The sequence below is a fragment of the Alloalcanivorax marinus genome (genome assembly GCF_016785095.1).
Taxonomy (GTDB): domain Bacteria; phylum Pseudomonadota; class Gammaproteobacteria; order Pseudomonadales; family Alcanivoracaceae; genus Alloalcanivorax; species Alloalcanivorax marinus_A.
On sequence record NZ_JAEKJB010000010.1, the window covers coordinates 396473 to 417959 of the forward strand.

General features: G+C 64.9%; 20 protein-coding genes and 1 tRNA gene. 9 read left to right on the top strand and 12 right to left on the bottom strand.

The features are described from left to right. The first annotated feature begins 28 nt into the window (after positions 1-28). The 4 genes from JF515_RS15490 to JF515_RS15505 are packed head-to-tail and all read left to right on the top strand — an operon-like array spanning position 29 to position 4880. Positions 29-1279, top strand: a complete 1251-nt coding sequence (locus JF515_RS15490; RefSeq protein WP_203105354.1) for an aspartate aminotransferase family protein — start codon at positions 29-31, stop codon at positions 1277-1279. Beyond that, entirely contained in the window at positions 1276-2241 is a 966-nt protein-coding gene (locus JF515_RS15495) for a D-2-hydroxyacid dehydrogenase (RefSeq protein WP_203105355.1), read from the top strand. Before JF515_RS15490 ends, JF515_RS15495 begins: the two co-directional genes overlap by 4 nt. Before the next feature lie 15 nt (positions 2242-2256). Further along, on the top strand, positions 2257-3675 hold the full coding sequence (locus JF515_RS15500) for an amidase (protein WP_203105356.1): 1419 nt from the start codon (positions 2257-2259) through the stop codon (positions 3673-3675). A 2-nt stretch (positions 3676-3677) separates the two neighbouring features. After that, positions 3678-4880 carry a pyridoxal phosphate-dependent aminotransferase gene (locus JF515_RS15505; RefSeq protein WP_203105357.1) on the top strand — a complete coding sequence of 401 codons (1203 nt, stop codon included), beginning with the start codon at positions 3678-3680 and terminating at the stop codon, positions 4878-4880. Positions 4881-4981: 101 nt separating this feature from the next. Here JF515_RS15505 and secF read toward each other — a convergent pair whose 3' ends face one another. The 9 genes from secF to lptF all read right to left on the bottom strand — a co-directional run bounded on the left by secF (position 4982) and on the right by lptF (position 13302). Further along, positions 4982-5875 carry a protein translocase subunit SecF gene (secF, locus tag JF515_RS15510; protein WP_238401097.1) on the bottom strand — a complete coding sequence of 298 codons (894 nt, stop codon included), beginning with the start codon at positions 5873-5875 and terminating at the stop codon, positions 4982-4984. A 37-nt stretch (positions 5876-5912) separates the two neighbouring features. Continuing rightward, positions 5913-7793 (bottom strand): protein translocase subunit SecD, encoded by a 1881-nt coding sequence (gene secD, locus JF515_RS15515; RefSeq protein WP_203105359.1) that lies wholly within the window; start codon positions 7791-7793, stop codon positions 5913-5915. An 11-nt stretch (positions 7794-7804) separates the two neighbouring features. After that, a complete protein-coding gene (yajC, locus tag JF515_RS15520) occupies positions 7805-8137 on the bottom strand; it encodes a preprotein translocase subunit YajC (protein WP_203105360.1) in 333 nt (110 codons plus the stop codon). A gap of 23 nt (positions 8138-8160) precedes the next feature. After that, positions 8161-9282 (bottom strand): tRNA guanosine(34) transglycosylase Tgt, encoded by a 1122-nt coding sequence (tgt, locus tag JF515_RS15525; protein WP_203105389.1) that lies wholly within the window; start codon positions 9280-9282, stop codon positions 8161-8163. Between the two features lie 73 nt (positions 9283-9355). Continuing rightward, entirely contained in the window at positions 9356-10411 is a 1056-nt protein-coding gene (gene queA, locus JF515_RS15530) for a tRNA preQ1(34) S-adenosylmethionine ribosyltransferase-isomerase QueA (RefSeq protein ID WP_203105361.1), read from the bottom strand. 8 nt (positions 10412-10419) lie between these two features. Further along, positions 10420-10902 (bottom strand): RDD family protein, encoded by a 483-nt coding sequence (locus tag JF515_RS15535; RefSeq protein WP_203105362.1) that lies wholly within the window; start codon positions 10900-10902, stop codon positions 10420-10422. Between the two features lie 75 nt (positions 10903-10977). Beyond that, positions 10978-11064 (bottom strand) — tRNA-Leu (locus JF515_RS15540). 79 nt (positions 11065-11143) lie between these two features. Further along, positions 11144-12205 (bottom strand): LPS export ABC transporter permease LptG, encoded by a 1062-nt coding sequence (lptG, locus tag JF515_RS15545; protein ID WP_203105363.1) that lies wholly within the window; start codon positions 12203-12205, stop codon positions 11144-11146. Then, positions 12202-13302, bottom strand: a complete 1101-nt coding sequence (gene lptF / locus JF515_RS15550; protein ID WP_203105364.1) for an LPS export ABC transporter permease LptF — start codon at positions 13300-13302, stop codon at positions 12202-12204. The genes lptG and lptF overlap by 4 nt, the downstream gene beginning before the upstream one ends. 53 nt (positions 13303-13355) lie before the next feature. On the opposite strand from lptF, the gene JF515_RS15555 reads away from it, so the two are divergent. The 4 genes from JF515_RS15555 to JF515_RS15570 all read left to right on the top strand — a co-directional run bounded on the left by JF515_RS15555 (position 13356) and on the right by JF515_RS15570 (position 18704). Continuing rightward, complete coding sequence (locus tag JF515_RS15555) at positions 13356-14837, top strand: leucyl aminopeptidase (RefSeq protein ID WP_203105365.1); 1482 nt, start codon at positions 13356-13358, stop codon at positions 14835-14837. A gap of 4 nt (positions 14838-14841) precedes the next feature. Continuing rightward, the gene (locus JF515_RS15560) at positions 14842-15261 is read left to right on the top strand and encodes a DNA polymerase III subunit chi (RefSeq protein WP_203105366.1); all 420 of its coding nucleotides are present in this window, start codon (positions 14842-14844) and stop codon (positions 15259-15261) included. Between the two features lie 91 nt (positions 15262-15352). After that, positions 15353-18118 (top strand): valine--tRNA ligase, encoded by a 2766-nt coding sequence (locus JF515_RS15565; RefSeq protein ID WP_203105367.1) that lies wholly within the window; start codon positions 15353-15355, stop codon positions 18116-18118. Between the two features lie 7 nt (positions 18119-18125). Beyond that, complete coding sequence (locus tag JF515_RS15570) at positions 18126-18704, top strand: TetR/AcrR family transcriptional regulator (RefSeq protein WP_203105368.1); 579 nt, start codon at positions 18126-18128, stop codon at positions 18702-18704. A gap of 3 nt (positions 18705-18707) precedes the next feature. Here JF515_RS15570 and JF515_RS15575 read toward each other — a convergent pair whose 3' ends face one another. Continuing rightward, complete coding sequence (locus tag JF515_RS15575) at positions 18708-19400, bottom strand: TetR/AcrR family transcriptional regulator (RefSeq protein WP_203105369.1); 693 nt, start codon at positions 19398-19400, stop codon at positions 18708-18710. Positions 19401-19474: 74 nt separating this feature from the next. Further along, on the bottom strand, positions 19475-19690 hold the full coding sequence (locus JF515_RS15580; protein WP_203105370.1) for a DUF2061 domain-containing protein: 216 nt from the start codon (positions 19688-19690) through the stop codon (positions 19475-19477). 230 nt (positions 19691-19920) lie between these two features. Here JF515_RS15580 and yegS point away from each other — a divergent pair, with 230 nt between their 5' ends. Then, entirely contained in the window at positions 19921-20817 is an 897-nt protein-coding gene (gene yegS, locus JF515_RS15585) for a lipid kinase YegS (RefSeq protein WP_203105371.1), read from the top strand. A gap of 46 nt (positions 20818-20863) precedes the next feature. On the opposite strand, the gene JF515_RS15590 is transcribed toward yegS, so the two are convergent. Next, positions 20864-21280 carry a DUF2721 domain-containing protein gene (locus tag JF515_RS15590; RefSeq protein ID WP_203105372.1) on the bottom strand — a complete coding sequence of 139 codons (417 nt, stop codon included), beginning with the start codon at positions 21278-21280 and terminating at the stop codon, positions 20864-20866. Positions 21281-21487: the final 207 nt, after the last annotated feature.

A 21487-nucleotide genomic window follows, 5' to 3' on the forward strand; every position in this document is an offset into this window, starting at 1 on the left:
GCCCAGATCGACGAGGGAGGAGCAAGCCATGAATCATCTGTCTCCACTGCTGGTGCAATCCAGCGGCATCTGCGCGGAACGCGGTGAAGGGAGCTATCTGTACGACAGCGAGGGCCGGCGCTGGCTGGACTTCACGTCAGGCATCGGGGTCACCGCCACCGGTCACTGCCACCCCCGTGTGGTGGAAGCGGCCCAGCGTCAGGTGGGCACCCTGGTGCACGCTCAGTACGCCACCGTCACCCACCCCAACATGCTGCGGCTCACCGACCGTCTCTACGAGCACCTGCCCGGTGCCCTGGACGCGGTGGCGTTCTCCAACTCCGGCAGCGAGGCCATCGAGACCGCCCTGCGGCTGGTGCGCCAGGCCAGCGGCCGGCCCAACATCATCGCCTTCACCGGCGGTTTCCATGGCCGCACTCTGGCGGCGGCCTCCATGACCACCTCCACCACCAAGGTCCGCAGCGGCTGGCAGCCACTGATGGCCGGCGTCTGCTTCAGCCCCTTCCCTCATAGCTACCGCTATGGCTGGAGCGAGGACGACACCGTGGATTTCTGCCTCCAGGAGCTGGACCACCTGTTCCTGACCCAGTCGGCGCCGGCGGACACCGCCGCCATGATCATCGAGCCGGTGCAGGGCGAATACGGCTACTACCCGGCCACGCGGCGCTTCATGCAGGGCTTGCGCGAGCGCTGCGACAAGCACGGCATTCTGCTGATCGCCGATGAGATCCAGGCCGGCTACGGGCGCACCGGTCGCTTCTGGAGCCATCAGCACTACGATGTGCAACCGGACGTGCTGGTCACCGCCAAGGGCCTGGCCAGCGGTTACCCGCTGTCCGCCGTGGCCGCTGGTCGCGCCCTGATGGCCGAGGGCTGGCCCGGTTCCCAGGGCGGTACCTACGGCGCCAACGCGGTGGCCTGCGCCGCCGCCCTGGCCACCCTGGACGTGATCGAGGAGGAGGATCTGGTGGCCCACGCCGCCGGTGAGGGCGACTACCTGCGCCAACGGCTGGAGGCGCTGCGCGGGCGTTATCAGTGTATCGACGAGGTGCGCGGCCTGGGGCTGATGCTGGGCCTGGAGATCGTCAAGGCTCCCGGGCAGGCCGATGGCGAGCGTGCCGGCGCCCTGCTCAAGGCCTGTGAAAGCAGCGGTTTGCTGCTGCTGCGTTGCGGCACCCACGGCCAGGTAGTGCGCTGGTTGCCGCCGCTCACCGCCAGCCGAAGGGAAATCGACCGGGCGGTGGATCTGTTCCAGGACGCGCTGGAGGAAACGGCATGAAGGAAGCCCGCGTGACCGTTCTTCTGGCTCCGGACGAGCCGCCATTGCCCGGCCTGGAAGCGCTAAGGTACCAGGCCCGGGTGCGCCAGCTGCAAGGTGACGAAGGACTCGCGGAGGCGCTCGCCGACACTGACGTGCTGGTGGTCACGGATTTCCGCGTGGACGCTCTGCAGGCGGCCTGGCCGGACCCGTGTCCGATCCAGTGGGTGCATGCCACCAGTGCCGGGGTCGACGCCCTGATGATTCCTCCGATTCGCGACGGCGGCTTCCCGGTGACCAACGCCGCCGGAGTATTCGACCGGGGCATCGCCGAATACGTGCTGGGCGCGGTTCTGATGTTCGCCAAGGGCACCCTTACCAACCTGGCACTGCAACGGCAGCACCGCTGGCTACACCGGGAAACGGCGCTGATCCGCGACCAGCGCGCTCTGGTGGTGGGCGCCGGGTCCATCGGGACCTACGTGGCCAACATGCTGGGCGCCATGGGCATGGAAGTGATGGGCACCGCCCGACGCGCCCGACCGGACGCCGCCTTCGAGTACGTGTATGCCCAGGAAGACCTCCCCGACCTGCTTGGTTACGCGGACTACGTGATCGTCACCGCGCCGCTGACACCGGAAACCGAGGGATTGTTCGACGACCACCACTTCGGGCTCATGAAGCCTGGCGCCGCCTTCATCAACGTGGGGCGTGGCGCCATCGTGCAAACCGACGCCCTGCTGCGCGCCCTGGACGGCCCCCTGGGCGGCGCCGCCCTGGACGTGTTCGAGCAAGAGCCATTGCCCGAGGGGCACCCGCTCTGGGACCGTTCCGACGTGATGATCTCCGCCCATATGGCCGGCGATTTCATCGGCTGGCGTCAGGCCCTGGGCAAGCAGTTCACGGACAACTTCAACCGCTGGCGACTCGGCGAGCCGCTGGCCAATCCGGTGGACACGGCGCGGGGTTATGGACGCCGTTGAAGAAGGAGGAAAGCCATGGCCGATGAAATCAGGATGCTCACCGCCACCGCCCTGAAAAGGGCCTTCGAAAGCGGCGACCTGTCGCCGGTGGAGGTCGCGGCCACCCTGCTCGACCACGTACAGCATCACGACCACGCCATCAACGCCTGGTGTCTGATTGATCGCGATACCACCCTGGCCGAGGCCGGCGCCGCCGAGCAGCGCTACCGCCGGGGGGAACCCCGCGGGCTGCTGGACGGCATCCCGGTGGCGGTGAAGGATGTCTTCCTGACGCCGATGTGGCCCACCGTCAAAGGCTCGCGCACCATCGACCCGGAGAGCACCCTGAACAAGCGCTCGCCGGCGGTGGCGGCCCTGGAGCGGCACGGCTATGTGCCCCTGGGCAAGACCACCACGCCGGAGTTCGGCTGGAAGGGCATCACCGACAGCCCTCTGTGCGGCCCCACCAACAACCCCTGGAACCCGGAAAAGACCGCCGGCGGCTCCAGCGGCGGCTCGGCGGCGGCGGTGTCGGCGTGCATGGCGCCGCTGGCCCTGGGCACCGACGCTGGCGGCTCGATCCGTATCCCCGCCGCGTTCTGCGGCATCGTCGGCCACAAGCCCACCTTCGGCGAAGTGCCGCACTGGCCGGCCAGCCCGTTCGGCACCCTGGCCCACGCCGGGCCCATGACCCGTACGGTGGAAGACTGCGCGCTGATGATGCAGGTGCTCACCGAAGCGGACCCGCGCGACGCCCAGGCGGCGCCGCGCCGCAACGTGGATTATCTGGGCGCGCTCCAGGGCGACCTGAGCGGCCTGCGGATCGCTTACAGCAACAATCTTGGCTATGTGGACGTGGACCCGGAGATCGAACGCGCCACCGCCGAGGCGCTGGCGGTATTCCGGGATCTGGGCGCCACCGTGGTGGAGGTGGACCCGGGGTTCAGCAACCCGCTGGCCGCCTTCGGCCACCTGTTCTACGGGGGCGCCGCCAACGCCTGCCGGGATCTGGGCCCGCGCAAGCGCGAGCTGATGGACCCGGCTCTGGTTCAGGTGGTGGAAAAGGCGGAGAAGCTGTCCATGCTTGACTACCTGGCGGCGGTCAATGAGCGCATGGCGCTGTCGGAACGGATGGCGGTGTTTCATCAGAAGTACGATCTGCTGGTCACTCCGACGCTGCCGATCACCGCTTTCGACACCAACCGGGAAGTGCCGCGGGACTGGCCCAATACCCGTTGGCCCACCTGGACCCCGTTCACCTACCCGTTCAACATGACCGGCCAGCCGGCCCTGTCGGTGCCCGTGGGGCGCGCCAGCGACGGCCTGCCCATGGGGCTGCAACTCGTCGGGCGCCGCTTCCAGGACGAGTTGGTGCTCAAGGCCGGCCACCTGTTCGAACAGGCCCGCCCGTTCACCGAGCGCCCGGATCTGGCGCTCGCCGGCATGGAGGCGTGATCATGAGCAACATCAACCTGGACACGGATTTCTACGAAACCGAGGACCCGATCTGGAACCCGGCGCTGCTCACCATTCCGGTGCCGGGCATTCGCCGCATGGTGAACCTGGCATCGACCATGGACGACGTGATCCACCTGTCGATCGGCCAGCCGGATCTGAAACCGCCGGAGCACGTGGTGCAGGCGACGGTGGACGCCCTGCAGGCCGGGCAGACCGGCTACACCATGGACGCCGGCCTGCCGGAGCTGCTGGAAGCGCTGGCCGAATATTACGGCGAGCGCTACCACCGCACCCTGGTGCCGGAAAACATCATGATCACCACCGGCGCCACCGAGGCCATCTATCTTGCGCTCACCGCCACCTCGGCGCCGGGCCGGGAATTCATCGTGCCGGAGCCGTCGTTCATGCTGTACGCGCCGCTCATTCGCATGAACGGCGGCGTGGTGAAGAGCATCCCCACCCGGGCGGAAAACCAGCACCAGCTCGATCCCCAGGAAGTGATCGACGCCATCGACGCCAATACCTACGCCATCGTGCTCAACTCGCCGAGCAACCCCACCGGCACCGTCTACCCCCGGGAAACCATTGAGGCGATCGTGCAGGAGGCGGCCTACCGGGGCGTCTATGTGATCAGCGACGAGGTCTACGATCACCTAATCTACGACGGCAAGGAATATCCCAGCGTGCTGTCCTGCTGCTCGGACCTGGACCACGTCATGGTGATCTCCAGTTTCTCCAAGACATTCAGCATGGCGGGCATGCGCATTGGCTGGCTGATGGCCAGCCAGGGGGCGATCAAGAAACTCCGGCGCTATCACATGTTCACCACCACGGTGGCGAACACGCCCTGCCAGTGGGCCGGGGTGGCGGCGCTGCGCGGCGACCGGGGCTTTATCGACCGGATGCTGGAGGAATACCAGCGTCGCCGCGATCGCCTGGTGGAGCTGGTCAAACAGACGCCCCACCTGACCGGCTACCGGCCCGACGGCGCCTTCTACCTGTTCCCCTCCCTGCCAGAGGGGGTCAACGGCGGCAACGTGGCGTTGAAACTGCTGCGCGAAACCGGAGTGTGCACGGTCGCCGGGGAGACCTTCGGGGACAGTTGCTCGAACTCGCTGCGGATCAGCTACTCCACCTCGCTGGATCAGATCGAGGCCGCCTTCGAGCGCATCATTCCATGGATGGAAAAGCAGGACTGGTAGCAACACCCCAAAACGCAGGAGCGGCTTCAGCCGCGATCTGATTTACCGGTGATCGCGGCTGAAGCCACTCCTACGACGACGGGGCTTGGCGGGCGCCGCCCTCAAGGCATTTCGTCGATTTCTTCTTTCTCGGGCTCCAGGAAGTCATCCTTGGAAACGCCCAGGGTGAACAGCAGGTTCGCCACCACGTAAATGGACGAGTAGGTACCCACGAAGATCCCCACCAGCAGCGCCTCGGAGAAGGCGCGCATCACTTCACCGCCGAAGAAGAACAGCGCCACCAGCACCAGCATGGTGGTAAAGGAAGTGTTGATGGTACGGCTCAGGGTCTCACTGATGGCACCGTTGACGATCACGTGCGGGTCGGTTTCCCGGGTGTTGCGGAAATTCTCGCGAATCCGGTCGGCAACCACGATGGAGTCGTTCAGCGAGTAACCGATCAGCGCCAGCACCGCCGCCAGCACCGTCAGATCGAACGGCCAGCGCACCAGGGAAAACAGACCCAGTACGATGATCACGTCGTGCAGCAGGGCCGCCACGGTAGCGATGCCGAACTTGTTGCTGAACCGGAACCAGACGTACACCAGCATCAGGCCCAGGGCCATGAGCATGGCCAGACCGGACTGATCACGCAGTTCGTCGCCCACCTGCGGCCCGACGAATTCCACCTGCTTGAGTTCCAGGTCGTCAATGCCGGCGGACAGGATCCGGTAGACATTCTGACCGACCTGATCAGCTTCCATGCCGTCCTGGGGGCCGACCCGGACACTGATGTCACGGGTGGAACCATACTGCTGCACCACCGCATCATCGAAGCCGGCTTGTTCCAGATCCTCGCGCACCTGCGCGATATCGATATCATCCGCCGCTTCCACCACCACGGTGGTGCCACCGGTGAAATCCAGGCCCAGGTTCAGGCCACGGGTGGCGAGCAGAATGATGGACGCCACCACCAGGCAGATCGACAAGGCACCCAGCACCTTGCGGATGCCCATGAAATTGATCGTTTTCGTAGGCGTAGGCATAGCCACCTCAGATGCTCAGTTTGGTCGGCGCCCGGGCGCCGCGACCGTAGGTCATTTCCACCATGGCGCGGGTACCCACGATGGCGGTGAACATGGACGACAGGATGCCGATGAACAGCGTCACGGCGAAGCCCTGTACCGAGCCGGTGCCGGCGGAGAACAGGATCACCGCCACGATCAGGGTGGTGATGTTGGCGTCCAGGATGGTGGTGAAGGCGCGGTTATAGCCTTCATCGATGGCTTCACGGGGCCGCCTGCCGTTGCGCAATTCCTCGCGGATGCGCTCATAGATCAGCACGTTGGCGTCCACCGCCATGCCCACGGTCAAGACGATGCCGGCGATGCCCGGCAACGTCAGGGTGGCGCCGGGGATCAGCGACATCACGCCGACGATGATCACCAGGTTCCCGAGCAGAGCGATGTTGGCGAAGACGCCGAACATCTTGTACCAGAGCAGCATGAACACCAGCACCAGGCCCATGCCCAGCGCCATGGATTTGAGCCCCGCCTCAATGTTCTCGCGGCCCAGGCTCGGCCCCACGGTACGTTCCTCGACGATGGTCACCGGTGCCGCCAGGGAACCGGCGCGCAGCAGCAGGGCCAGTTCCGAAGCCTCCGCCGGACTGTCCAGGCCGGTGATCCGGAAACGGCTGCCCAGGGTATCCTGGATGGTGGCCACGTTGATCACGTAGCGCTCGGTGGTGCTTTGCGGCACCTGACTGCGCTCGCCGTCCTCGCCCTCCACCGTCTTCATCTCGGTCTTGGTTTCGATGAACAGCACCGCCATGGGGTTGCCCACGTTCTTGGCGGTGATCCGCTGCATGCTGCGCGCGCCGGTGGAATCCAGCTCCACGTTCACCTGCGGCTGACCGCTTTGCTGATCAAAGCCCATGCGCGCGTTGGTCACCTGATCACCGGTGGCGATCTTGGACTTCTCCAGAATCACCGGCCGGTTGCCCTGATCCTTGAACGGGAAGATCTCGGTGCCCGGCGGCGCGATACCGGTGGCCGCCCGTTGGGAAGAGTACTGATCCGCCACCAGGCGGAATTCCAGGGTCGCGGTGCGGCCCAGGATACGGCGCGCCTGGGCGGCGTCCTGGACGCCCGGCAACTGCACCACGATGCGGTCGGCGCCCTGGCGTTGCACCACCGCTTCGGCCACGCCCAGCTCGTTGACCCGGTTGTTGAGTGCGGTGCGGTTCTGTTCCACCGCGTAGTCCTGCAACTCCTCCAGGGTGGAGGCATTGAGCGTCAGAGTCAGGCGCGGCTGTTCCCCGGCCTGCGACAGCGTGAACTCCGGCAGCGCGGTGCGCAGCGGCGAACGGGCGGCGTCGGCGGCCACCTGATCGTCGAAGGTGGCCACCAGGGTACGGCCTTCGACGGCCACGTCCCGGTAGCGGATGCCCTCGTCGCGCAGCGCCATCTTGGCCTGTCCGGACCAGGCGTCCATGCGCTGGCGGATCACCGTTTCCATGTCCACCTGCAGCAGGAAATGCACGCCGCCGCGCAAATCCAGGCCCAGGTTCATGGGGGACGCCCCCAGCGCGCGCAGCCACTGCGGCGTGGTCGGCGCCAGATTCAGGGCCACCACATAGTCGTCGCCGAGCTGCTCGGAGAGCAGATCCTTGGCGCGCAGCTGGGCGTCGGTGCTGTCCAGGCGCACCATCCAGGTGGTGTTGACGTCCTCGCCATCACCGTGGGACAGACCCGCCTGATCCAGGGTCTCCATCACCTGCCGTCGCACGCTGGCGGGCACTTCCTCGCCGGCGCCATCGGCGCTGATCTGAATGGCTGGCACGTCCGGGAAGGCGTTGGGCAGGGCATAGAGACCGCACGCCAGGAGCACGGCCAGGAGCAGGAAGAATTTCCAGCGTGGATAGCGGATCATAAGGCGTTACTTCAGATTGATTTGATGGTGCCCTTGGGCAGCGTGGCCTGGACACTCTGTTTTTGCAGTTTGATTTCCAGGTTGTTGCTGATCTCCAGCACCACGAAGTCGTCGGTGACCTTGGTGACGCGGCCCACGATGCCGCCGCTGGTGATCACTTCGTCGCCCTTGCTCAGAGCCTGCACCAGGTTCTTGTGTTCCTTGGCGCGTTTTTGCTGCGGACGGATCAGGAAGAAGTAGAACACCACCACCATTACCACCAGCATGATCAGTTCGATGCCACCACCACCGGGCGCGGCACCGCCGCCGGTCTGGGCGTGCGCGGGAGAAATCAACCAATTCATTACGTTACTCCACGTTATCGTCGTTAAAGCGCGGGTACGGGACGGCCCAGGGCCGCGTAGAAGTCACTTATGAAGGCGCTCAATGTACCCGCTTCGATAGCCCCCCGCAATCCAGCCATCAGGCGCTGGTAATAGCGCAGATTGTGGATGGTGTTGAGCTGTGAGCCGAGCATTTCGTTGCAGCGTTCCAGATGGTGCAGATAGCTGCGCGAGAAGTGCCGGCAGGTATAACAGTCGCAGTCTTCTTCAAGAGGCCCCAGGTCGTGCCGATGCCGCGCGTTGCGAATCTTGATCACCCCCTCGGCGGTGAACAGATGGCCATTGCGGGCGTTGCGGGTAGGCATCACGCAATCGAACATGTCCACGCCCCGGCGCACCGCTTCAACGATGTCCTCCGGGCGCCCCACCCCCATCAGGTACCGGGGACGCTCGCCGGGCATGTGCGGCGTCAATTCACCCAGGGTGCGAAGCATTTCTTCCTGGGGTTCGCCGACGCTGAGCCCGCCGATGGCATAGCCATCGAAGCCAATATCCACCAGCCCGGCCAGGGATTCCTGGCGCAGGGCATCGTACATCCCGCCCTGTACGATGCCGAAACAGGCCGCATCGTTCCCGAGATCGTCGAAATGGGCCCGTTTGGACCGCTCCGCCCAACGCAGCGACAGCCGCATGGAGTCCGCCGCTTGCTTCTCGGTGGCGGGGAACGGGGTGCATTCGTCGAAGATCATGCAGATATCACTGCCGAGATCGCGCTGTACGCGCATGGCGATTTCCGGGCTCAGCTCGATGCGGTCACCGTTCACCGGGCTCTGGAACACCACGCCCTGCTCGGAGATCTTGCGCAACGCGCCCAGGCTGAACACCTGGAACCCACCGGAGTCGGTCAGAATCGGTTTGTCCCACTGCATGAAGCCGTGCAAGCCGCCGTGGGCGCTCACTACCTCGGTGCCCGGGCGCAGCATCAGGTGGAAGGTATTGCCCAGGCAGATCTCGGCGCCGATGTCCGCCAGATCCCGGGGCAGCATGGCCTTGACCGTGCCGTAGGTACCCACCGGCATGAACGCCGGCGTCTCCACGGTGCCGCGCGGGAAGGAAAGCCGCCCACGGCGGGCGCGACCGTCGCTGGCCAGGTGCTGAAATGTCATTCGGGACATGGAAAACCTCGCTGAACGCCAGACGCTCGACGCCGGACGCAAAGATCAACTGACAGGCCGCGATTCATTTTTGGGCGCCCGACATAGAGCATCCAGCCTCTGGCGCTCTTTCAATAAACATGGCGTCACCGTAACTGAAGAAGCGGTAGCGCTCGCGCACCGCCTCCTGGTAAGCCGCCAGCACCCGGTCACGGCCGGCGAAGGCGCTGATCAGCATCAGTAACGTGGAACGGGGCAGATGGAAATTGGTGACCAGGGCGTCCACCTGGCGGAAGCGGTAACCCGGGTAGATGAAGATGTCGGTTTCCGCCTCGCCGGGGCGCAGGCCGCCCTCCGGCGAAGCGGCCTCCAGCGCACGCAAGGCGGTGGTGCCCACCGCCACCACGCGACCGCCCCGGGCCCGGGCCGCCGCCACCTGCTCCACCAGCGCCTCGGGAATGCGGAAACGCTCGCTGTGCATATGGTGGTCTTCCACCCGGTCCACGCGCACCGGCTGAAAGGTGCCGGCGCCCACGTGCAGGGTGGCGAAGCCGGCGTCCACGCCCTGTTCGCGGAGCTGGTCCAGGAACGGCTCATCAAAATGCAGGCCGGCGGTGGGCGCGGCCACCGCTCCCGGCTCGCGGGCGTAAACGGTCTGGTAACGCTCCAGGTCCGCCGCCTCGTCGGGCCGGTCAATATAGGGAGGCAAAGGCACATGACCGACCCGTTCCAGGGCCTCCAGCACCGACTCGCAGCCGGTGAACAACAGATGGAACAGCTCGCCCCGCCGGCCCCGTACCTCGGCGGCCAGGCCCTCGTCGAAATGCAGCCAGCCACCGGGCTTGGGCGATTTGGAAGCGCGCACATGGGCGAGCGCCTCGTGGCCGTCCAGCAACCGCTCGATCAGCACCTCGACCCGGCCGCCGCTGTCCTTTTGCCCGAACAGCCGGGCCGGAATCACCCGGGTATCGTTGAACACCAGCAGATCTCCGGGACGCAGATGGCCGGCCAGATCCGGGAAACGCCGGTGGGCGATGCCGGCACCGGTAAGCGCCAGCAATCGGGCGTCGCGGCGCTGCTGGGGGGGATGCCGGGCAATCAGGTCGTCGGGCAAATCGAAGTCGAAGTCATCCACGCGCATGGCGAGCCCTACCCTTTACGTGACGCCTTGGTGCCCTTGGGCAGCACCACGGTAGCGGTGAGCGACAGACGGTCGTGCAGGGTCTGATGGGGATGCACCAGCGCCACCAGGTAACCGGCGCCCAGCAGCAGCCAGGACAGGCCGGCGGCGGCGAAACGCGCCACCGTCTGCCAGAGACGCAAGGGGCCGCCGCGATAATCGCGTACCTGCAGGCGCCAGGCGCGCATGCCCAGGGTCTGGCCGCCATGCAGCCAGAACCAGGCATAAAAGGCCCAGGTCTCGATCAGCAGCAGCGGAAACAGCACCCCCTTGAGAATCACCGGATCGGCGCGGGTCACGCCGTTGATGTCCTGGGTGGGCAGACCGCTGTGGTTATAGAGGATCACGAACAGCCCGGCACTGACGAACCACAACGCCAGCACCAGAAAGCCGTCGTAGACCAGGGCCATCAGGCGTTTGAACAGACCGGCGGGTTTCGCGTCTTCGGGCATGGGCTGGGCGCAACTGTCGGAAACAATGGAGCCCGCGCGGGGCGGGCTCTCGGGGACCGTGAACGGTCTTGAATCTGGTACCAGAGGCCGGACTTGAACCGGCACGGGTTTTACCCCAACGGATTTTGAATCCGTCGTGTCTACCAATTCCACCACTCTGGCTTTGGCGGGCGATCCGCCCGCGCGGGTCGCCCAGGGCCGCGAGTATACCAAGGCGCGGCCCGATTGCCAGCGGCGAGCGTCAACGCACCCGCGCCAGCATCCATATTCCCAGGATCACGCACAGTAAAGGCGGCAGCCCGGCGGCGATCAGGGGGTCGGTACGGAACACCAGGGACAGGTGACCAAAGAACTGCTGTCCGTAGTGGAAGGTCAGGCCGGCGACGATGCCCGCCGCCATGCGCAGCCCCATGGTCACCTCGCGCAGAGGGCCGAACACAAAGGAAATGGCGATCAGCACCATGCCGATGGTGGCCGCCGGCATCAGCAGCTTCTGCCAGAAGGCCAGCAGGTAATCGGCGCTTTCCAGGCCCTGCTGGCGCAGGTAGCTGGCATAGCTCCACAGTTTGCTCATCGCCAGGCGGCCGGGCTCCAGCACCACCACGCTGAGCAGTTGCGGCGTGAGGCTGGTGTGCCACTCGCCGCCGCGCTGGCTGAAGGTCTCCGTGCCTTTGTCGGTGAAGCGGGTGCCCTGGATGTTCTCCAGGGACCAGTGGTCGCCCTGATAGATGGCGCGCTCGGCGAACTGGCTTTGCGCCAGGGTGTGGTTATCGGTAAAGCGGTAGCGGGTGAGACCGTAAAGCACGCCGTTGGGCTGCACCGTGTTGATATGGATGAACTCATCACCTTCCCGGTGCCAGAAGCCGTAGTCCGAGCGCAGCGCTTCACCACCTCCCTCCTGAAGGGAGCGATTGCTCTGCGCCACCTGCTCGGAATAAGGCGCCAGGTATTCGCCGACCAGCAGGGAAATCACCATCAGGAAGATCACCGGGCGCAGCACCATCCAGCTCACCCGCAGGGTGGAGACGCCGGCGGCGCGGATCACCGACAGCTCGCCGCTATTGGCCATCAGCCCCAGCCCGATCAAGGTGCCCAACAGGATCGCCATCGGCATGTATTCATGCACCCGGCGCGGCACCGTGGTGAGGATGAACTGCAGTGCCTGCAGGATCTGATAGTTACCACGCAGGAATTCCAGCTCGTAGATGAACCCGAACAAACAATCCAGCCCGACGATGATGGCGACGATGGCCAGGGACGGAATCAGCACCGCCCGCCAGAAATAGCCGTTGAGCAGCTTCATGAACGGGCCCTCCGGGAAAACAGGCGGCCACCGAAATACAGCATGAAGACGGCGAGCAACGCGATCACATGTATCCACAGCATGGAATAGAACCAGGGCCGCTCGCTACCGGGCACGGCGGCGATCCAGCTGCGCATGGTCAGCAACAGGCCGACATAGAGCATGTAGCCAAGCACCGCCGGGATCATGCGCAGGAAGCGGCCCTGGCGCGGATTGACCCGGGCCAGGGGGATCGCCGCCAGGCACATGATGGGCACGGTGAGCACCAGGGAGAGACGCCACTGCAGCTCCGCCCAGGCCTGATTGGTGCCTTCGTCGAGCAGCTCCACGGTGGTGCGCCCGCGCACTTCCGGCGGCCGGCTGCTGGAGCGCTCCTCGCCGATGCGCACCCGGGCCTGCTCGAAGGCCACCTCGCGATAATCCGCCTCGCCAGGCTTGCCCTGATACTGATAGCCATCCTCGAGCAGCAAATAACTGATGCCATCCTGCTGTTCCAGACGGCCACTACGCGCCCAAACGGTAAGCAGGCGCCCCGCCTCCTGGTCGGCGAAACTGGCGTCGGCGACGAACACGTTTTCCAGGTGCCCTTCCTCGCGGTTGAGGCTTTCCGCGTAGGTGGCGCGCTGGGCATCGCCGTCACCCTTGACGTGAAAACGGCCCGGCGTGAGCAGTTCCAGAGCGGAGCGCCCCTTCTGCTCCTCGAAGATGCGGTTTACCTCGGCGTCGCCATTGGGGGTCACGTAAAGGGCGAACAGGGCAATCACGCCCATCGCCACCAGCACCGGGGCGATGATGGAGCGCGCCACCCTGCCATCGCCCTGGCCACCGGCGCGCAACACCACCATCTCGTTGTCCATGTGCATGCGCCCGAGCACCAGCAGAATGGCGATGTACAGGCTTAGCGGCAGGATCATCTGCAGGAATTCCGGCAACCGGAACGCCATCACCAGAAACAGGGCGTCGGCGGCGATCTGGCCGGCCGCCGCTTCGGCCAAGTACTTGATAAAGCGACCACTGACCAGCACCATCACCAAAATGAAGGTGACCATCACCGTGGTCATGAAGATCTGACGATTGATATAGCGGTGTAGTATCAACGTTGGCCCTGTCCTGCACTCATCGAGTGCGGCATTGTAACTCAGGAGACAGCATGGAGTACGCCATCGGCCATTCGGCCTTGCCCAAATTACGGGTGGATTGCCTGATTTTACCTCTCGGCAGCGACACCACCCTGCCCGAGAGCCTGCCCGATGAGACCCGCGCGGCGGTGAAGGCGTTCATCAAGGCCGGTGATTTTTCCGGCGACAAGGGCCAGATGGCGTGGCTGCACCAGCCCGCCGGCCTGGCGGCGGCCCGCCTGCTGCTGGTGGGAACCGGCGCCAAGCCGCTGGACGGCCTTGCCTTCCAGAAACTGATCGGCCAGGTAAGCCGCGGCCTGCAAAAAGGGCCGGTGAAACATGCCGCCTGGGTGCTGGGCACTGTCACCGTGGAGCGTGATCTGGACTGGCAGGTACGCGAAGGCACCCGCGTGGCCGAGGAAGCCGCCTACCGGTTCGACCACTATCGCAGTAAGCCGCCCAAGGCGTCCAAGCTGAAGAAATGGACGTTCTGGCTGGCGGAACGCAATAACGGCCTGAAAAAGGCCGCCGCCACCGGCAAGGCCGTGGCCGAGGGCACCGCCCTGGCCAGGGATCTGGGCAACATGGCGCCCAACGACTGCCACCCGGATTATCTGGCCCAGTGTGCCCGGGACCTGGCCAAGCACTACGAGAAGCTGTCCGTTAAGGTGATCAGCTACGCCCAGGCCGAGAAGATGGGCATGGGCGCTTTCTGCGCCGTGGCCCGGGGCAGCGCCCGCAAGGGCTGCCTGATCGTGATGGATTACAAGGGCGCCGCTGGCAAGCCGGTTTCCCTGGTCGGCAAGGGCATCACCTTCGACACCGGTGGCATTTCCCTGAAGCCCGGCGCCACCATGGATGAGATGAAGTACGACATGGGCGGCGCCGCCAGCGTGTTCGGCAGCGTCAAGACGGTCTGCGAGCTGGGCCTGCCGATCCACCTGGTGGCCGTGGTGGCCGCCGCCGAGAACATGCCCGACGGCGAGGCCACGCGGCCCGGCGACATCGTCAAGACGCTGTCCGGCCAGACCGTGGAGATCCTCAACACCGACGCCGAGGGCCGGCTGGTGCTGTGTGACGCCCTCACCTACGTGCAACAGAAGCACAAGCCGCACACCGTGATCGACATCGCCACCCTCACCGGCGCCTGCGTGGTGGCACTGGGCGCCCATGCCCAGGCGGTGTACGCCAACGACGACGATCTCGGCGAGGCGCTGCTGGGCGCCGGCCAGGACACCGGCGACCGGGGCTGGCCCATGCCGCTGTGGGAGGACTACCAGAGCCAGTTGGACAGCCCCTTTGCCGATATGCAAAACATTGGCGGCCCCAAGGCCGGCTCGATCACCGCCGCCTGCTTCCTGCACCGCTTCGCCCGGGACGTGAAGTGGGCCCACCTGGACATCGCCGGCACCGCCTGGGTCAGCGGCGGCAAGGACAAGGGCGGCACCGGCCGGCCGGTGCCCATGCTGACCCGCTACCTGATGAATCTGGCGGACGGCAAGAAGAAGGGCTGAGGCCTTGACCGAGATCCTCTTCTACATCACCGACCGGGCCGGCGAGGGCGTGCAAACCGCCCTCGCCTGGCGCATCGCCGACAAGGCCTGGCGTCAATCCCACCGGATTTACATCCATTGCGGCGACGCCGAGCACGCCCGGGCGGTGGACGAGGCGTTCTGGCGCCAGCCGGCCACCGGCTTCCTGCCCCATGAGCCCGCCGGGCCCGATGCCGCCTCCCCGGTGGTGGTGGGCCATGGCGACGATCCCGGCGACCACCATGACGTGCTGATCAACCTGGCGCCGGCGGTGCCGGACTTCGCCACCCGCTTCCAGCGGGTGGCGGAAATGATCACCGGCGACCCGGATTTGCGCGAGGCGGGCCGGGCCCGGTTTCGCTTCTACCGCGACCGGGGCTTCGATATCCAGAGCCACCGTCTGTGAAGCGCCCCCCGGCCGCCCGCAATGGGCGACGGGGCGCGCCCTCTTCGCTATAATTCGCCCTTCGTTTTTGACGGTGAAGACAGCGCAGACCATGGACAAGACCTACCAACCCGAGCGTATCGAGCAGGCCTGGTACAAGACCTGGGAAGAGGCGGGGCATTTCCGCCCCTCCGGCGAGGGCGAATCCTTTGCCATGGTGATCCCGCCACCCAACGTCACCGGCAGCCTGCACATGGGCCACGCCTTCCAGGACACCATCATGGATACCCTGGTGCGCTACCGGCGCATGCAGGGCCGCAACACCCTTTGGCAAGTGGGCACCGACCATGCCGGCATTGCCACCCAGATGGTGGTGGAGCGGCGTCTGGCCGGCGAAGGCACCAACCGCCACGAGCTGGGCCGCGAGAAATTCCTGGAAAAGGTCTGGGAATGGAAGGGCGAATCCGGCGGCACCATCACCCGCCAGCTGCGGCGCATGGGCGCCAGCGTGGACTGGAGCCGTGAGTGTTTCACCATGGACGAGGGCTTCTCCCGAGCGGTGCGCGAGGTGTTCGTGCGCCTGCACAAGGAAGGCCTGATCTACCGCGGCAAGCGGCTGGTTAACTGGGACCCGGCACTGCACACCGCGATTTCCGACCTGGAAGTGGAGAACCGGGAGGAGCAGGGCCACCTGTGGCACTTCCGCTACCCACTGGCGGACGGCTCGGGCCATCTGGTGGTGGCCACCACCCGCCCGGAAACCATGCTTGGCGACACCGCCGTGGCGGTGCATCCGGAAGATCCACGCTACAAGGACCTGGTCGGCCAGCACATCCGCCTGCCCCTGGCGGACCGGGAAATCCCCATCATCGCCGATGAGTACGTGGACCCGGACTTCGGCTCCGGCTGCGTCAAGATCACTCCGGCCCACGACTTCAATGACTATGAAGTGGGCAAGCGGCACGACCTGCCGATGATCAACCTGCTCACCGACGACGCCCACCTCAACGACAGCGTCCCCGAAGCCTACCGGGGCCTGGAACGCTTCGAGGCCCGCAAGCGGGTGGTGGACGACCTGGACGCCCTGGGCTTGCTGGAAAAAGTGGAAGACCACACCCTGCAGGTGCCGCGCGGCGACCGCTCCGGCGTGATCATCGAGCCCTATCTCACCGATCAGTGGTTCGTGGCCGTGGAAAGCCTGGCCAGGCCCGCCATCGAGGCGGTGGAGAACGGTTCCATCCAGTTCGTGCCCAAGAACTACGAAAACATGTATTTCTCCTGGATGCGCGATCTGCAGGACTGGTGCATCTCCCGGCAGCTCTGGTGGGGGCACCGCATTCCCGCCTGGTACGACGCCGATGGCAATATCTACGTGGGCCGCGACGAGACCGAAGTGCGCGCCGACAACGACCTGGGCGACACGCCGCTGACCCAGGACGAGGACGTACTGGACACCTGGTTCAGCTCCGCGTTGTGGACCTTCGCCACCCAGGGCTGGCCCGAGCAAACCGAGGATCTCAGGACCTTCCACCCCACCGACGTGCTGGTCACCGGCTTCGACATCATCTTCTTCTGGGTCGCCCGGATGATCATGATGACCCTCAAGTTCATGGATGAGGTGCCCTTCAAAACGGTGTACGTACACGGGCTGGTACGTGACTCCGAAGGCCAGAAGATGTCGAAGTCCAAGGGCAACGTGCTCGACCCCCTGGACCTGATCGACGGCATCGACCTGGATAGCCTGGTGGAAAAGCGCACCCGGGGCCTGATGCAGCCGCAGAAGGAAAAGCAGATTACCAAGCGCACTCACAAGGAATATCCGGATGGCATCAACGCCTACGGCACCGACGCGCTGCGCTTCACCTTCCTGTCGCTGGCCTCCACCGGCCGTGACATCAAGTGGGACATGGGCCGCATCGAGGGTTATCGCAACTTCTGCAACAAGATCTGGAACGCGGCCCGCTACGTACTGATGAACACCGAGGGCCAGGATTGCGGCCTGGACGGCGGCGCCGACGTGACCCTGTCCCTGGCGGATCGCTGGATCATCAGCGCCCTGCAGCGCGCCGAACGGGAAGTGGGCGAGGCCCTCGACCAATTCCGCTTTGACGTGGCCTCCCAGGCCGCCTATGAGTTTATCTGGAACGAGTACTGCGACTGGTATCTGGAATTGTCCAAACCGGTGCTCTACAGCGACGATTACAGCGAAGCGGAAAAGCGTGGCACCCGCCGTACCCTGGTGCGGGTGCTGGAAGCGATCCTGCGCATGGCGCATCCGTTCATGCCGTTCATCACCGAGGAAATCTGGCAGAAGGTAGCGCCGCTGGCCGGTCGCTCCGGCGACACCATCATGCGCCAGCCCTACCCGGCCGCCGATACCGGCCTGGTGGATTCCGAGGCGGAGAACGACATCGGCTGGATCAAGGCGGTGATCACCGCGGTGCGCAACATCCGTGGCGAGATGCGTATTCCCCCGGGCAAGGCCCTGGAGGTCTACCTGCACAACGGCAAGGACAGCGACCGGGCCCGCCTGGACGCCAACCACAATTTCCTGTGCCGGCTGGCCAGGCTGGAGTCCATCACCTGGCTGGCGCCGGAGGATTCCGCGCCGGCCTCCGCCACCGGTCTGGTGGGCGACATGGAGATCCTGGTGCCGATGGCCGGGCTGATCGACAAGAACGCCGAGATCGAACGACTCGGCAAGGAAATCGAAAAGCTGCGCAAGGAAGTGGGCCGCGGCGAAGGCAAGCTACGCAACCCCGACTTCGTGGACAAGGCGCCGGAAGCAGTGGTCAACAAGGAACGCGAGAAGCTTGATGACCACCGTTCCCAACTGGCTCGCCTGGAAGAGCAGTTGGAGAAGATCAAGTATCTGTGAGGCCGCCATGGACGCCAGCGACCCGCGCCGCGCGCGCATTCTGGCCAGTGCCCGGGATGTGTTCGCCCGGGAGGGGTTCCGACGGGCGGAGGTGAAAACCATCGCCTCCGCCGCCGGCGTGGGCAAGGCGACCATCTACCGCTTCTTCCAATCCAAGGATGCATTGCTGCTCACCGTGGTGGAGGAAAACCTGACCACGGTGCGTGATCTGGTGCTGCGCGAGTTGCTGTCCGCCGCGCCCCCGCTGACCCGCCTGGAGAACGTGTGCCGGGCGGTGGCGCGCTTCCTGGAACGCGAACGCGACTTCTCACGCCTGCTGATTCAGGAAGCCGGCGAATTTCTCGGCCCGATCCAACTGCGCTACCTGCGGCTGGTGGATGACAACCTGCCGGTGGCCGACGCCTTCTTCGAGGAACTGCGCCGGGAAGGCTACTTCGTGGAATTGCCCACCCGCGACACTCTCCTGATGATGGTCAACCTGCTGGTCGGCACCACCTATACCTGGGTGCTCACCGGCGAAGGGGAACTGGAGCGCCAGGCGCTCGCCTACATGAGGGTGCTGGTGCGCGGCCTGCGTGCCTCATGACGCCTACTCCTCCTCCTCGGAACGCTCCAGCAGCGCCACCGTGGCGTCGCCACCCAATAGCACCGCCTCGGAGATACCGACCATGGCGCGCTGGCATTGCGCCAGCCGCTCGGCGGAAAACTCGCCATCCTCGAAGATGTAAAGGGAATAATTCTCCAGAATCCACAGCATGGTGCGCATCACCAGGGGGTCCATGTCGCGCCCGGTAAGGCGGCCAATCTCCGCGGTGAGCACATCCGCCGCGATGCGTTGCGCCCGCGCCCGGTGTGGCGCCAGCGCGGAACCGGAAGCGCGTGCCTCTTCCATCATCAGCTTGATCACCGGGCCCATGCTGACGTGGTAATCAAAGTACACCTGCGTGGTGTTGCGGATGATTTCCTTGGCGGAACGGGACTGCCGCATCTCCTTGTGGAAATGCAGCAGCATATTGTCGATGAAGATTCGGTAGATGCTTTCCAGCACATCCATCTTGTTGCGGAAATACTTGTAGAAGGTACGGCGCGACACCTCCGCCGCATCCAGCAGGTGCTGCACGGTAGTGCGGTTCAGCCCTCGCTGGGCGAACACATGCATGGAGTGAATCAGAATCTCGGCGCGTGCCTGGGAGCGCTGGCCACCCTCTTCCTCCGCATGGGCTTCGAGCACCTGGTTGACCACCTGGCGTATGGCGTCGAGATCATCCGCTCCGCGTTGCATGTTACTTATCCCCTGGTTTTGTTTACCGGCCGGTAGCTTAACCAAGCCCGACCGGGGCGTAAACAAGGAGTTTATCAAGCGGCGAAAGCGTCCCCGTCGGCACCATCCCGGGCCCGTTTGCGACTTACCAGACGCTTCCAGACCTTTTCGTGGAAGTGGTAAGCCACCGTGTTCACGCACGGTTCCACCAGAGCGGTAGCGCCGCCGATGCGCCAGTCACCGGTCATCGCCCAGACCACCAGGAAAGCCACACTGATGTGCATAACGCCGAAACTGAGTGTCTTGATCATGGGGCACCTCCTCATTGTGTGGGCCACCAGGGAATATCTAAATGATATACATTCTCACCAATAGGTAAATGCGTCCTCTCTCTATTTTTTCAATAGGGCGGCACTATCAGAATCGCGGTACCGGTTAATTGTTGTAAAGGCGCCGGATTCCGAGGGTGCACCGGGCCCGGCTTGTCCGTACTCTGAGCCGGTCGGCGGCGGACGGACCGCGCCCAGGAAAAGGACCGAACATGGAGCGTAAAGCGCTTTTGATTCTGCACGGCAAGCAGGCCGCCAATCAGGCGGTGCGCAAAGCCGTGATGCAAAAGAGGAAGGACGGCTGGGACCTCGCCGTACGCGTCACCTGGGAGGGTGGTGACGCCGAACGTTACACCCAAGAAGCACTGGAGCGGGGCTATCGCACCATCATCGCCGGGGGCGGCGATGGCTCGGTGCGCGACATTACCCAGGCGCTGATGGCTTCCGGTAAAGAGGATCTCACCCTGGCGGTTATTCCGCTGGGAACCGCCAACGATCTGGCCTCCGCCGCCGGCATCCCGGAAGACCCGGCGGAGGCCCTCGCCTTGCTCGACCGACCGCCCACGGCGGTGGACGTCATCCAGGTCAACGACAGCTATTTTCTCAACATGGCCACCGGCGGCTTCGGCACCGAAGTCACCACCCAGACCTCCGAGGACCTCAAGGAACTGCTCGGCGGCGCCGCCTACCTGCTCACCGGGCTGACCCGTTTCGCCGAGGTACGACCCGCCGAGGGTGAGTTCGAGGGACCGGACTTCCACTGGCAAGGCGAGTTTCTCGCGCTCGGTATCGGTAACAGCCGCCAGGCCGGCGGTGGACAACGCCTGTGCCCCGAAGCGTTGATCGACGACGGCCTCATGGACGTCGCCATCCTCCCCTCCGAGGTGGATCTGCTGGCCAGCGTGCGAGGGTTGTTCCGCAGTGGTGACAACGGCGGCAAGGAAGGGCTGTTCGAACGCGCCCGACTGGACCGGCTCACCATCCGCACCCCCGAGCCCATGCATCTGAATCTGGATGGTGAACCCCTTGAGGACACCGAATTCGAGTTAAAGGTACTGCCCCGGGCATTGCAGCTGGTGCTGCCAAAGAACAGCGACTTGCTGTCCTGAGTGCACCTCTCCGTGGACCGGCGGTTCCCGCCGCCGGCCACGCTCTCTACCTCCCCTTCTCTTCTTTCTCCACGTCCGCCTTCTGGGCCAATGCCGCCACCTGTACGTTCAGTGCGTTGGTGGAGATAAGCACCTCCCACAGCGAGAAGATCAGCGACAGGGACAGCGAGATCAGGCTGGCTCCGAACAGCACCACCCCGGCCAACTCCAGATGCAGATACAACCCGAACATGGACAGAGTGCACAGCAGGAAACTGAGTACGCCGGCCACCTGCATGTGCTTGGTCAGTACCACGCGCTTGTGGAGGAGTTCAATCTGGCGGGTGGCCACCTCCTGATGGTGGGTTTTCTCCTCATCGGCCAGTTTGCGGATGATCTGGGAGAGCACCAGGAAGCGGTTGGTGTAGGCCAACAGGAGCAGGGAGATGGCGGGGAACAGCAGGGCCGGGGTGGTGAGGGTCATTGATGGCTCTTGGGTTGGGGTTGTTGATGGTTTGGGGGACTGTAGCGGATGTGGGGGGTGTTTGTCGTCTGGTTGGGGTTGGGTGGGGTGAAGGGTTTCTGGGATTGGGTGTTGGAATAGATGGGTTTCTGGGATTGGGTTGTGTTGGGGGGGGGTGTGAGAGAGGCTGCTGGGATTGGGTATTGGGTATTGGGTGGGGAGGTGTTG

Coding starts and splice junctions, on each gene's coding strand:
- queA (WP_203105361.1), bottom strand. CDS start 10,411: ATGCGCGTGGATGACTTCGACTTCGATTTGCCCGACGACCTGATTGCC.
- JF515_RS15535 (WP_203105362.1), bottom strand. CDS start 10,902: ATGCCCGAAGACGCGAAACCCGCCGGTCTGTTCAAACGCCTGATGGCC.
- JF515_RS15505 (WP_203105357.1), top strand. CDS start 3,678: ATGAGCAACATCAACCTGGACACGGATTTCTACGAAACCGAGGACCCG.
- lptG (WP_203105363.1), bottom strand. CDS start 12,205: ATGAAGCTGCTCAACGGCTATTTCTGGCGGGCGGTGCTGATTCCGTCC.
- JF515_RS15555 (WP_203105365.1), top strand. CDS start 13,356: ATGGAGTACGCCATCGGCCATTCGGCCTTGCCCAAATTACGGGTGGAT.
- yegS (WP_203105371.1), top strand. CDS start 19,921: ATGGAGCGTAAAGCGCTTTTGATTCTGCACGGCAAGCAGGCCGCCAAT.
- tgt (WP_203105389.1), bottom strand. CDS start 9,282: ATGACATTTCAGCACCTGGCCAGCGACGGTCGCGCCCGCCGTGGGCGG.
- JF515_RS15575 (WP_203105369.1), bottom strand. CDS start 19,400: ATGCAACGCGGAGCGGATGATCTCGACGCCATACGCCAGGTGGTCAAC.
- JF515_RS15565 (WP_203105367.1), top strand. CDS start 15,353: ATGGACAAGACCTACCAACCCGAGCGTATCGAGCAGGCCTGGTACAAG.
- JF515_RS15590 (WP_203105372.1), bottom strand. CDS start 21,280: ATGACCCTCACCACCCCGGCCCTGCTGTTCCCCGCCATCTCCCTGCTC.
- secF (WP_238401097.1), bottom strand. CDS start 5,875: ATGGGCATCCGCAAGGTGCTGGGTGCCTTGTCGATCTGCCTGGTGGTG.
- JF515_RS15580 (WP_203105370.1), bottom strand. CDS start 19,690: ATGATCAAGACACTCAGTTTCGGCGTTATGCACATCAGTGTGGCTTTC.
- secD (WP_203105359.1), bottom strand. CDS start 7,793: ATGATCCGCTATCCACGCTGGAAATTCTTCCTGCTCCTGGCCGTGCTC.
- JF515_RS15490 (WP_203105354.1), top strand. CDS start 29: ATGAATCATCTGTCTCCACTGCTGGTGCAATCCAGCGGCATCTGCGCG.
- JF515_RS15495 (WP_203105355.1), top strand. CDS start 1,276: ATGAAGGAAGCCCGCGTGACCGTTCTTCTGGCTCCGGACGAGCCGCCA.
- yajC (WP_203105360.1), bottom strand. CDS start 8,137: ATGAATTGGTTGATTTCTCCCGCGCACGCCCAGACCGGCGGCGGTGCC.
- JF515_RS15500 (WP_203105356.1), top strand. CDS start 2,257: ATGGCCGATGAAATCAGGATGCTCACCGCCACCGCCCTGAAAAGGGCC.
- JF515_RS15570 (WP_203105368.1), top strand. CDS start 18,126: ATGGACGCCAGCGACCCGCGCCGCGCGCGCATTCTGGCCAGTGCCCGG.